This window comes from Pseudoalteromonas sp. RW-H-Ap-1, from assembly GCF_048318575.1.
In the GTDB taxonomy this organism is placed as follows: domain Bacteria; phylum Pseudomonadota; class Gammaproteobacteria; order Enterobacterales; family Alteromonadaceae; genus Pseudoalteromonas.
This window is the reverse complement of sequence record NZ_CP166996.1, coordinates 739,572-751,471: the sequence shown is the minus strand read 5'-3', so window position 1 is coordinate 751,471 and position 11,900 is coordinate 739,572. Positions and strand designations below refer to the sequence as shown.

The 11,900-nt window shown below is 40.5% G+C and carries 10 protein-coding genes; 4 read left to right on the top strand and 6 right to left on the bottom strand.

Features of this window, described 5'->3' with window-relative positions; all coding sequences use genetic code 11:
• The first annotated feature begins 4 nt into the window (after positions 1-4).
• Positions 5-1,201, top strand: a complete 1,197-nt coding sequence (locus AB8618_RS03500; RefSeq protein WP_413401389.1) for an HD-GYP domain-containing protein — start codon at positions 5-7, stop codon at positions 1,199-1,201.
• A gap of 7 nt (positions 1,202-1,208) precedes the next feature.
• Here the strand turns inward: AB8618_RS03500 and AB8618_RS03495 are convergent, their stop codons facing one another.
• The 6 genes from AB8618_RS03495 to AB8618_RS03470 form a co-directional block, all read right to left on the bottom strand.
• Positions 1,209-2,216 carry a general secretion pathway protein GspB gene (locus AB8618_RS03495; protein ID WP_409424849.1) on the bottom strand — a complete coding sequence of 336 codons (1,008 nt, stop codon included), beginning with the start codon at positions 2,214-2,216 and terminating at the stop codon, positions 1,209-1,211.
• Positions 2,217-2,227: 11 nt separating this feature from the next.
• Entirely contained in the window at positions 2,228-3,148 is a 921-nt protein-coding gene (locus AB8618_RS03490) for an ExeA family protein (protein ID WP_413401388.1), read from the bottom strand.
• A 418-nt stretch (positions 3,149-3,566) separates the two neighbouring features.
• Complete coding sequence (locus AB8618_RS03485; protein WP_409424847.1) at positions 3,567-4,082, bottom strand: DUF1566 domain-containing protein; 516 nt, start codon at positions 4,080-4,082, stop codon at positions 3,567-3,569.
• A gap of 10 nt (positions 4,083-4,092) precedes the next feature.
• The gene (locus tag AB8618_RS03480) at positions 4,093-5,739 is read right to left on the bottom strand and encodes a PKD domain-containing protein (protein WP_413401386.1); all 1,647 of its coding nucleotides are present in this window, start codon (positions 5,737-5,739) and stop codon (positions 4,093-4,095) included.
• 73 nt (positions 5,740-5,812) lie between these two features.
• Positions 5,813-6,145, bottom strand: coding sequence for a hypothetical protein (locus AB8618_RS03475; RefSeq protein ID WP_010391054.1), 333 nt, complete (start codon positions 6,143-6,145; stop codon positions 5,813-5,815).
• A 35-nt stretch (positions 6,146-6,180) separates the two neighbouring features.
• Positions 6,181-6,885 (bottom strand): DUF2982 domain-containing protein, encoded by a 705-nt coding sequence (locus tag AB8618_RS03470; protein ID WP_413401385.1) that lies wholly within the window; start codon positions 6,883-6,885, stop codon positions 6,181-6,183.
• Positions 6,886-7,132: 247 nt separating this feature from the next.
• Here AB8618_RS03470 and AB8618_RS03465 point away from each other — a divergent pair, with 247 nt between their 5' ends.
• From AB8618_RS03465 to msrA, 3 genes are all read left to right on the top strand, one after another.
• Positions 7,133-8,185 carry an efflux RND transporter periplasmic adaptor subunit gene (locus AB8618_RS03465; protein ID WP_413401384.1) on the top strand — a complete coding sequence of 351 codons (1,053 nt, stop codon included), beginning with the start codon at positions 7,133-7,135 and terminating at the stop codon, positions 8,183-8,185.
• Between the two features lie 3 nt (positions 8,186-8,188).
• The gene (locus tag AB8618_RS03460) at positions 8,189-11,287 is read left to right on the top strand and encodes an efflux RND transporter permease subunit (protein ID WP_413401383.1); all 3,099 of its coding nucleotides are present in this window, start codon (positions 8,189-8,191) and stop codon (positions 11,285-11,287) included.
• A gap of 76 nt (positions 11,288-11,363) precedes the next feature.
• Positions 11,364-11,900: a peptide-methionine (S)-S-oxide reductase MsrA gene (msrA, locus tag AB8618_RS03455; RefSeq protein WP_413401382.1), complete on the top strand. Its 537-nt coding sequence runs from the start codon at positions 11,364-11,366 to the stop codon at positions 11,898-11,900.

Genomic DNA, 11,900 nt, shown 5'->3' with positions numbered 1-11,900 from the left:
CACTTTGAAAATCATTCCTACTTCACAGCTAAAGCCTGGTATGTTTGTACAAAAAGTTGTTAAACAAACTGGTAGCATTAGAATAAAAAACCAAGGCTGGGTTAAAACTCAAAGTGGGATTGATAAATTAATAAAATCAGGAATTTTAGAGGTTGAAATCGACCCTGATAAAATGCTCGAATCTGAAGAGCCTGAAACGCAAGCAACCTTACCTACTCAGCACGAAATCAAAAAGCGCGATCCTTGGTTAATTACCCACAGTGCCGAACAAGAAATGAGTAAAGCTAAAAAGCTTTATGATGAAGCAAAAAACCTGCAAACCAAAGCTTTTGGCGATATAGAGTCTGGCCGCACTGTTGATGTTGCTCCTTTTAAAGAACTGGCTAATGGGTTTATTGACTCCGTATTTAGAAATCAAGATGCCTTGGCGTGCATTACACAAATGCGCCAAAAAGATGCCTACTTACTAGAGCACTCGATAAATGTCTCTATTTTGATGAGTATTTTTGCAAAACATCTCGATATTGAAAAACCAGTTATTGAAGAACTTGCCACAGGTGCCCTATTACACGATATGGGAAAGATAAAAATACCTGACGCAATTCTTAACAAGCCTGGTCGCTACAGTGACGAAGAATTTAAAGTGATGCAAAACCATGCTCGCTTTAGCAAAGAAATATTAGAAGACGCAGGGTTAACGGGAATTGCCGTTGATATCGCAGGTATGCACCATGAGCGCTTAGATGGCAAAGGCTATCCTTTTGGTAAAAAAGGCGATGAAATAAGCCAGTACGTTCGTATGGCTTCTATTGTTGATGTTTATGATGCATTAACCGCTGAACGGGTTTATAAAGCGGGCATGGAGCCCATTAGAGCATTTAAAATTTTAAAGCAAGGCTGCCCAGATAGCTTTGATGGGGTGCTACTTAATAAGTTTATTCAGTGCATTGGTATTCACCCTGTGGGCACACTGGTAAAACTTTCTAGCCAAAAGGTGGGACTCGTTACTCAAAGCAACCCTGCAACACCATTAAAGCCAGTAGTAAAAACGTTTTTCAATGCAAAACATGGGCGTTACACTGAAGTTCAAGACGTTGATTTATCAAACAAAAGAACGCAAGACACGCTTGAATCAGCAGTAAAACCCAAAGAATATAATATAGATTTAGAAGGCTTTTATAAGCACTCTATCTTTAGTTAATTGGCCACTATTGTGGCCAATCTTGCAGGGCTTTTAAGCTAAATTCATAACCATCAAAATCAAGTACGCTCTGATCAGGCGCTATTTCTAATACCTTCAACGCACCAATAGACTCCCCTTCATATAGCTCTCTGCCATTGAGCTTTATCCAGCGTTTATCCGCCGCTGAAGAATAAATATGTGCCTGATATTTAATGCTTGGTAACATACTTTGTAAGCCATCAGGAAGTAGCTCAACAGGCTGTACTCGTGATGAAAGGCGAGAGCCTTGAGTTACTTCATAGTCGGCTGTTGTTTCTGTGCTATTAACGGCTTGCGCAAACGCATTTTTCAGCGTGTCGGGAACCGTATCAAGTTCATTATTTGACTCTGGCTGCGCAGGCACATTTTGATTAAGTGGTTTACCTAACACCTTGTATTTACTCAACTCATCTGCAGTGAGTGTTCTTTTTGCTGATTGAGTTGGTACACTTTGCGGTTGGCTGCTCGGTGATTGAAAGCTAGATGAAGCGTTATTCTGCGTCGAGAAATTTTGCGTTTGCCCTTGAGACGCTTGATTAACGCTCATAGGTAAATATTGTCCTTGTGGCGTCAGCAACATTTGCTGCACACCCGTTGGGGTTTGTACATAAACCAACTGCCCTGCTAGCGGCACAGAGTTGTTAGGCGCAGCTGCTACAATGGGCGCTTGAGGGGTTGTTACTGTTTGAGCAACCGTTCTTTGTACTTCCTCTGAGCTTGTGGGTTTTTCTACAACCCCTGACTCTTTTTGACTAAGGTCATTTTGAACAGGCTCATTTTTAACGGTTACATTTTCTTGTTGCGCCCACTTGCCGACAAAGAAGCCACAAGCCAATATACCCGTTGCCAATAAACTTCCTGCGAGTAAAAAACTAATTCGACGATAGGTCATCAACTGGCGTTGTTGTTTTAATTGTTGCGCTTGCAAGTCATATTGCTCAGCGCTCATGGTATCGTGCTTTGACTGCTTTAACGCATCTAATAAATAAGACATGAATCACCTAACTAAAAAATAAAAGACAGGCCAATTCCTGTACCAAAAAGCATTAACGCAGCAGCGCTATAAGGCCAAATTGAACCTGTTGTTTTACTCACTTTATTATTTGTTGCAATAAAGTCGATAGGTAAAGATTCACTCGCCGCTTGTTTAACAATATCACTGCCAACAGTTTCTTGTTGTTTAGAAAATGCGCCTACTAATGCGCGTTCACACACCAGATTCATTAATCGGGGCACGCCGCCAGTGAGCTGATGCACCATTTGCATTGCTTCCACTGAAAATATTTTCTTATCACAACCTGCAATATGCAGCCGATGTTGAATATAAGCAATGGTTTGCCCTGGTGTTAGTGCTAACAAGTGATATCTGGCAGTAATACGCTGTGCCAGTTGCCTTAACTCATTTCGCTTTAGAAGTACCTGTAACTCAGGCTGCCCTACTAATACTATTTGTAATAACTTTTTATGATCCGTTTCAATATTGGTTAATAAGCGCAGTTGTTCTAGCACATCAGGGGCAAGCAATTGTGCTTCATCAATAATCAAAATAGTATGCCCCCCCGCTTTATTATTAAACTCAAGGTGCTTTTTAATGACATCCGTTAAACTTTTCAGGGTTGCATTTTTGGCGTCGTAAGTTATTTGTAATTCATCGCAAATACTGGCTAACAGTTCAAGTTCTGATAACGCAGGATTATAGATCATTGCTACTTGGGTATTTTCAGGCAGTCGCTCTAACATACTACGCGTTATGGTGGTTTTACCCGTACCCACTTCACCTGTTAACAGCACAAAACCACCGTCTTCACCTAACCCATAAGTAAGGTGTGCTAATGCTTCTTTGTGGCGTTCACTTAAAAATAAGTAATGGGGGTTAGGCGAAATTGAGAATGGCTTTTCTTGTAAACCAAAATAGCTTAAATACACCTTTATAGTCCTTGGTCGTTAATTCACGGCCTATAATGGCAAAAAAATAGCCTGGGTGACAACTACAACCAGGCTTTATTATTAAAATAGTGTAAATAAAAAGGCTAAAGTAAATAAAAGCGCATTTTTAGATTCGCTAATACATTAGGGTCTGTTGATCTTTGCGGATTAATATTTGTTCAAACTAGGGGCGGTTTAATCGCGGCGCGAGGTTTGTAACCTAGTGGGCTAAGTAAAAACCGAGCAACAAAGAGTAAATCGCCCTTAGGCAGAACCCTTCGGGCAGCGCCTGTTTGGCATTGATGCTGCGTTATCGCCTATTTATGGGGAATAACCACACCACATAGGCTCTGCCTTGCCTAAATACCAAACAGACTGCTGCAAATTTAACCTTGAAAGATCAACAGACCCTAATTAACTACTTCTCATAGCGTACTAGGCGTAAATATACGTTACTTGTTTTAGCATGTAAGCTATTTAAACCACTGGAAAATTGATAAACCCATGCCGAATTTATATTACTAATACCCGAGGTATTAGACCAATAATTTTGCGACTGCGTTGCTAAAAAAATATCCGCATCAATACTTGGGTCGGTACAACGGTGATCAACGATACTAGCTAACTCTTTAATACTTGGTACTTGCCAGTCGTTATAATCTGCTGTGCTGTCATTAACTGCGCCTTTAAGTGAAGCTTGCCAATTTAGTGGCTGAGTATCACCATCGCAGCTAGTTGTTTCGCTATTATAAACTTGGCCATAATTACAGCGCTGCCACATCAGCCCTGTTTTAGTATCTGACACAGTGCCATCAATATTAATCACAAATCGATCGGTATCATCGCTAGTCGCAACTTCTTCATAACACTGCTGCGCTGCAAGTGACTGGCTCAATCCTAAGGCTAATAACATAGAGACTTTAATTAATTTCATAATAATCACCTTAACGATTTCTAACTAAGCGCACGTAAGCGGTATTATCTTTTGGATAGGCTAAATCGTTACCATCCATCATATCGATAGTGTAAGCCTGAGATAAACTGGCACCATCAACCGCGGTTTGTGAAGTCCAGTAGCGTAAATGCCCTACACTGTTAGTCGATGGTGTATTAGGGAAAAATGCAGTATCTATCAATACATTTTGCCCTTGTTTACCGTAGTCGATTAAACCTAACAGCTCAGTATAAGTGGGTAAACGCCAATTACTGCCACCACAAAAATCAAGCGCGTTAACTTCATCTATATAGGTTTGCAATCCACAATCAGTGTTGTTTGGGCACGTAGTATTAGCACTACCCGTTACATCGCCACTGTTAACAGACCCTTGCCAAATATAGCGGTTTTGTCCATCACGCAGCGAGGTATTTGGTAACACACCGGAGTAAGGGCTTTTCACTTCCCAGACAAGGCCGGTAGTATTATCGCGAATACAGCTAAAGTTCGACGCATCATCAAGAAGCTCATCGGCAAACTCATTAAGTTTGGTGTAATCAAAAGCAAGATTCCCTTTACCCACTTTACCTAAACGATTGGCAAAACTATCGCGCCCAAGATCAGCATCTTGAGCTGGAAACTCATCATTATTACAATTAATACGTTGAGTATTGTTATAACACTCACCCAGCCCAGTATCGTTTATTAACCCAAGCGCTTTAGGTGTTACATCAATAAATACAGTATCTGTGTCGGTACGCCCTTTTAAGTCCATAACTTGTACTTCAAAGCTAAGCGTTGCATTTAAATCAATATCAGAGGCGAAAAAGCTAGCAGTACATGACTGCGATTCAAGAAGAGTTTCGGTATTTCCGGTAAGTTGTTGCCACCTACATTGGTAAGTCTGAGTTGCCGCTTCGCTTGCAGTGGCATCTAAAATAACCCTATCAAACTCTTCTACAGTTTGGTCTGCCCCCGCATCGGCAATAATCACTTGGGCTGTTTTATTGAGAGTCATATCAAATTGTGATGCAGATACGCCGCCCTCATCATCCGTTACGGTGAGTTGCCATTTTAAGTTGGTGTTATTTTCTAATAATGGATGAGGAAAACTAAGCGTTGGATTGGTATAGCTATCAATTGTTAAATCAGGTCCCGATAATAATTGCCACAAGTAACTACTAATTTCGCCATTTTCATCGGGGTCTGTGGAAGTTAAACCACTAAGGGTTACAGTATCTTTATAAACTGAGGGCAAATTTGCAGGAGCAACTTGAGTAACAACAGCAAGAGGAAGCTGGTTATTAGAGGCAATGAAAACACTTAATTCGTCATTTACCAAACTACCGCCTGATGTTTGATAGCTTACTCTTAAGACCAATTCACTGTCAGATTTTACATCCGGTGCAGTGATGGTTTGTTCAGCCCCTTCAAGCGGAAATACATCTAGAATAGGACCGCTTACACGCTGCCAAGTAAATGTACCATCTGCAGGAGAGCCTTTTGCAGAAATAGTAAACTCTGATTTTTCTACAACTTGGAGATCGTTACCAGCAAATACTGACGTTTTAATATCACTGTTATCAGCACCGTCTCCCCCTCCACATGCAGCCAAAAGCAAGCATGACATAAGTGGTATTAACGAAATTGCTCTCATACTAAGCACCTTTGTGTCTTAAAATTATCTAATAAGACTGTGAAGCAAAAAAAGTGCCATTATAAATTATAAATTATAAATAGCTATCTTGATGAATACGAACAAATAACTTAGTGCCAACTTTACTGTAATCTACTTTATATTCGCGGCCATCTAAGGATTGAATAAACAACAACTGTTTTTCCTCGCTAAATACATCTGGACTTGCAATATAAACCATATCTAAGTAGCGCTCTTTTGCATCACGGCGGTTTTTTGGCAGCTCTTCTTTAAATGGTTCAAGGCCATTTGCTGTTACTTTAATTCGAGGATGTTCCTCACCATTAACAATCACTAAATCTAGTTTTCTGTCTTTGTGAATTATGGTGTTTCGACCACTTTTAATAAAAGATCTGTCTTGGCTCATAGTTATTCCTAATCCCGCAGTGAGTGCTTATATTATTATTCGCACTGCGACTTTATAAACTGAGAGGGATCACGCTTCCATTTATTTAAATTTGCGCAAAATTCCCAAATATCACTTTCTATTACACTGGCTGGTAACAGTAAGTCATACCCTGTTAAAAGCTGAAGATGCTTAGCCCTATTAGCAAACATCGCTATAAGCCCATTGTAGTCAATTCCTTTTTTTGACCTAAATTTACTATCTTCAACTAACCATTCTGATGGGCAATGCCCATTTTTGCAATTTTTTTGAACAACTTGCATAAACAAGTGCCGTTGTTCTATTAGTAATTTACCCGCAATTCTTGGGGCTAAAGCAGCTAAAAATGTATCTATATCATTTAACTTAATACCAATCGCGTTAAGCTCAAGATGATCAATACCGTTATCAACTTTAGGAATGCCGCAATGGTGTATATTTTCTTGGTGTAAAGTCCACTGCCCGTACTTATGCTGATATGTTACTTGCTGCTCAGTTAAAATTATACTATAAAAAGGTTCCTGTGTTTTAAAAAAACCAATTAAAATTGCTGCAATACATAAACTTACTAAAAAAATTTCAATAATACTGATTTCACCTGGACGCAATAAATTAAATAGCATGATAAAAATCAAGCCAATGCTACCTACGACCAGTATTTCAATCCCATTTTTAGCGCCTTGCGCTCGGTATTTAAGTATTTGTTTTTTTATATTAGCCATACTGAAAAAACGCCATATAAAAGATAAACATAATAATAGCCCACAATACTAAATTTCTCAGTGTTAAACAGCGTTTGCATGATGTTTTGAAGTTCATCAATTAACTCCTATTATTACTGTTAAATATGCGCAATGACTAAGTATCAGTTATTTTTACGCCTAACGCACAAATTAATGAGACACATAACCGCCTTTTTTTGTCCTGATTTCGTACAATACTTACAATCTATTTTCAGGTATGAAAACCATGCACTCTAAACAATCAGGCAAAGCCCTATTTCCATTTATTATTTCGGTACTAATAATTTTTAGCGTTTATTTATATTTGCCTGCATCACAGGGCGAGCAAGCTGATTACTCGGCAATGACAACGCAAGTCTCAGCGCACACTGTCGAGTCGCAAGAAAACGCCATTATGATTGAAGCCATTGGCAGTGCTCGTGCTAATCAGGCTATTTACATTAAAAGTGCACAAAACGATTATGTCACCAGTATTTACTTTGAAGATGGCGACTTGGTCAGCAAAGGACAAAAGTTAGTGCAACTGCAAAATCAACAAGAACAATTTGCAGTAAAAGAACTTAGCATTAATTTACAAGAAGAAAAACGCCAACTAGCAAGACTTACTGAACTTTCTCGCTCACAAGCGACTGCCAAGTCGTTACTTGAAGAACAGCTTGCCCGCGTTGACGCCAGTGAAGCTCAACTTGAAAGTGCCAAAACTAAACTCGATGAAATGGCTATTATCGCGCCTTTTTCTGGGTTATTGGGCAAACGTGAAATATCGGTAGGCGCTTATATTAGTAACAGTACAATAATAACAACCTTAGATGATATCAGTATCATAAAAGTTGATTTTAAAGTGCCTGAAAAGTATTTAGCTCAACTGAGAAACGGAATGACGGTTCGCACTCAAAACGATGCTTATCCTGATCAAACCTTTAGCGGTAAAGTAACTCATATAAGCTCACGCATTGATTCAATCACTCGCAGTGTAGAAGTAACAGCCAGTTTTACTAATAAATCGGGGTTACTCCGCCCTGGTATGCTTCTTAAAACTGCACTAGAGCTAAGCAGCAATCAAGCGCTAATGGTGCCTGAAAAAGCAATTATTCCTTTGCAAGATAAACATTATGTTTTTCAAATTGAAGATGGCATCGCAAAACGAAAAGAGGTGCATGTTGCAAGTAGAAACAATGGCTGGGTTGCGATAGACAAAGGGTTAGAGAACGGCCAGCAGATTATTACCGAGGGAATAATCAAAATTCGCTCTGGTAGTAAAGTAAGCGTTAAGGGGTAACACGTGAAAATTACCGATACTAGTGTCAAACGCCCCGTTTTTGCGATTGTTATTAACTTACTGTTACTCACTTTTGGCTTAGTTGCTTTTAGTATGCTGCCTTTGCGTGAGTATCCAGATATTGAAACACCGATTGTAAATATTAGTACTGAATATACCGGTGCATCTGCTGAAATTATTGAAACAAAAATAACCCAAGTTATCGAAAACCGTATTTCAGGTATTGAGGGTATTAAAAGCATTAATTCATCGAGTCGTAATGGCCGCTCAAACATTACCATTGAGTTTAATATTAGCCGTGACATAGACGATGCGTCTAATGATGTGCGTGAACGTGTTGCACGGGCACTTGATAGCCTACCAGAGCAAGTGCGCCCTCCAGAGGTATCAAAGTCAAACAGTGATGAAAGCCCTATTGCATGGTTTGTACTTAATAGTGAAACCATGGACTCGTTACAACTTTCTGATTATGCACAACGTTTTATTGTTGACCGTTTAGCTGTTGTTGATGGCGTATCAAATGTGCGTATTGGGGGTGAGCGAAAGTATGCTATGAAAGTATGGCTCAACCGCCAAGCGATGGCAGCCCGAGGCATTACCTCTAGTGATATAGAGCAAACGCTGCGTAGTGAAAATGTAGAGCTTCCTGCGGGTGAAATTGAATCGGTAGACCGTGATTTTACTGTGCGCACTGCACGCAGTTACAAAAACCAACGCGATTTTCAAAATCTTGTAATTAAACGAGGTGAAGATGGTTATTTAGTACGTCTAGGCGAAGTGGCTGACGTAAAGCTTGAAGCCGCCGATGATGAAAGTTTATTCCGCGGAAATGGCCGTAATATGATTGGCATGGGTATTGTTAAACAAGCCAAAGCGAATACCCTTACTGTAGTTGATAATGCCCGCAGTGAACTGGAAAAAATTAAGCGTAACTTACCAGAAGGCACCACTATAGAAGACAGTTACGACTCTTCCGTATTTATTAAAGAGTCCATTAACGAGGTATACAAAACCTTGGGTATTTCAATGGGGCTTGTGGTACTCATTATCTTTATATTTTTAGGGAATATTCGTGCCACACTCATTCCTGCGGTCACCGTACCGGTCGCCCTAGTCAGTAGTTTTATGTTTTTATTAGCAATGGGTTACTCTATTAACTTATTAACTCTACTGGCACTAGTATTAGCAATAGGCTTAGTAGTAGATGATGCCATTGTAATGCTAGAGAATATTCACCGCCGCATAGAACTTGGGGAGCCGCCTTTATTAGCAGCTTATCGCGGCGCCCGCGAAGTGGGCTTTGCAATTATAGCCACCACTCTAGTGCTGATCTCTGTGTTTGTACCATTAGTGTTTATGGAAGGACGAATAGGCGCGCTATTTACAGAGTTTGCAATGGCAGTGAGTGCAGCCGTATTCTTCTCCAGTATTACAGCATTAACGCTCTCTCCGGCATTGTGTTCAAAGGTTTTAAAGGCCTCTGAAAAAGAAAGTAAATTTAGCCAAGTAATGGATCGCTTTTTTACTAAATTAGAAAATGGATACCGCAACGCTTTAGCATCAAACATGACCCGTAAATGGGGCTTAATGCTGAGCTTAGTTTTGGCTGGGTTCGTTAGTTATTCATTATTTTTACAAATACCGTCTGAACTTACCCCTAAAGAAGACCGTGGTACCTTTTTTGTACTTATGAATGGCCCTGAAGGGGCTAGCTATGAGAATAATGCCGCTAATATGGCAAAGATAGAAGAACGCTTAATGCCTTACTCTGAATCTGGCGAACTAAGCCGAGTTTTAGTGCGAGTTCCAGGTTGGGGTGGCAGTGGTGGTGTAGCCATTGTTGGTATGGCGGATTGGGATAAACGCAAACGCTCAACCTGGGAAGTTATGGATGAAATAAGCGGTAAAATGCAAGAAGTCACCGATGTACGTGCTTTTGCAATTATGCGCCGTGGTATTGGCGGTGGTGGTTCATCGCGACCGATAGAGTTTGTTTTACAAGGTAATGATTATGCTCAGCTAGCTGATTGGCGCGATAGAATTATTAAACGTGCAGAGAAAAACCCTGGGTTAGTGCGCATTGATCATGATTATAAAGAAACCTTCCCACAATTTTTAGTCAGTATTGATAAAAATAAAGCCGCTGATTTAGGCGTATCAGTCTCGGATGTGGGACGTACACTTGAAACCATGCTTGGCCAACGCCGTGTAACCACTTTTATTGACCGCGGTGAAGAGTACGATGTAATTTTAAAGGGAACTAAAGAAGACTTTGCAAACCCTACTGATATTTCAAATATTTACCTTAAATCTCGCAGCAATGAATTGGTGCCACTCGACAGCCTTATAAGCTTGAAAGAAGAAGCCACCGCCTCGCGTTTAAATCGCTATAACCGTATGCGTGCAATTACTCTAAGTGCCAACTTAGCTGATGGCTATACGCTAGAACAAGCACTAAACTTTTTAAACAATGTTGCCGCAGAAGAAAATGACATTGATGGCGCCATTGATTACAAAGGTGAGTCACAATTGTTTTATGAAGGTGCCTCAGCTATGACCTACGTGTTTGTGCTGGCATTGACCGTGACCTTTTTAGTGCTCGCTGCTCAGTTTGAAAGCTTTATACACCCGCTTGTTATTATGCTAACTGTGCCACTGGGCTTAATGGGCGCCATGTTTGGGCTGTGGAGTATGGGTTTAACACTTAACATATACAGCCAAATCGGTATTGTAATGCTCATTGGGTTAAGTGCAAAAAACGGTATCCTGATCGTTGAATTTACCAACCAGTTACGTGATAAAGGCGTAGAATTTAGTGAAGCCATTTTACAGGCCGCTACACAGCGTTTACGTCCTATTATTATGACCTCCCTAACCACAGTTATGAGTGCTGTGCCTTTGGTGTTGGCCTCAGGCCCGGGTTCAGAAAGCCGAATGGTTATTGGTGTGGTGGTATTTACCGGCGTAACGGTTGCCACCATACTGACTCTGTTTGTAGTACCTGCTGCTTATTATGCCTTAGCACGTAATACGCAATCACCAGAGTTTTTACAGCAAAAGCTGGATAAACAAGCAGCTGAAAAACCACTTAAAGAGATCTAAGTCACTCTGAGCGTCGTAATTAGCTGTTACGGCGCTATTTTCTGGTGCATATAACCATACAATTGAGGAAGTACTTATGAGTTCGACCACACAGATAGCAACACTAGGCGGCGGCTGTTTTTGGTGTATTGACGCGGCATTTAGGCGTGTTAGAGGGGTACTCAGTGTATGTTCTGGTTACACGGGTGGACATACTGATAACCCAACCTACAAAGCCATTTGCACAGGCAACAGTGGGCATGCCGAAGTGGTTAAGGTTGAGTTTGACGCCAGCATTATAAGCTTTGAAACCCTACTCGCGATGTTTTTCACTTTGCATGATGCTACCCAGTTAAACCGCCAAGGTAACGATATAGGCACTCAATACCGCAGCGTTGTGTATTACCATGATCAGCAACAACAATTGCAAACACAGGCCGTTATTGCAGAGCTGCAAACTCATGTTAGTGAGCCTATAGTAACAGAGGTAAGCCCAGCAACCACTTTTTACCCTGCTGAAAATTTTCACCAAGACTACTACAATGAAAACCCAGAACAAGGCTACTGTAGTATTTTAATTGCGCCTAAGTTGCACAAGTTTGAAACCGAATTTAGCGAGTTTTTAAGTGAGTAA

What these genes read in the sequence shown, in the direction of transcription:
- AB8618_RS03470 (WP_413401385.1), bottom strand. Translation starts at nt 6,885, where the DNA reads ATGGCTAATATAAAAAAACAAATACTTAAATACCGAGCGCAAGGCGCT.
- AB8618_RS03485 (WP_409424847.1), bottom strand. Translation starts at nt 4,082, where the DNA reads ATGAAATTAATTAAAGTCTCTATGTTATTAGCCTTAGGATTGAGCCAG.
- msrA (WP_413401382.1), top strand. Translation starts at nt 11,364, where the DNA reads ATGAGTTCGACCACACAGATAGCAACACTAGGCGGCGGCTGTTTTTGG.
- AB8618_RS03475 (WP_010391054.1), bottom strand. Translation starts at nt 6,145, where the DNA reads ATGAGCCAAGACAGATCTTTTATTAAAAGTGGTCGAAACACCATAATT.
- AB8618_RS03465 (WP_413401384.1), top strand. Translation starts at nt 7,133, where the DNA reads ATGCACTCTAAACAATCAGGCAAAGCCCTATTTCCATTTATTATTTCG.
- AB8618_RS03480 (WP_413401386.1), bottom strand. Translation starts at nt 5,739, where the DNA reads ATGAGAGCAATTTCGTTAATACCACTTATGTCATGCTTGCTTTTGGCT.
- AB8618_RS03495 (WP_409424849.1), bottom strand. Translation starts at nt 2,216, where the DNA reads ATGTCTTATTTATTAGATGCGTTAAAGCAGTCAAAGCACGATACCATG.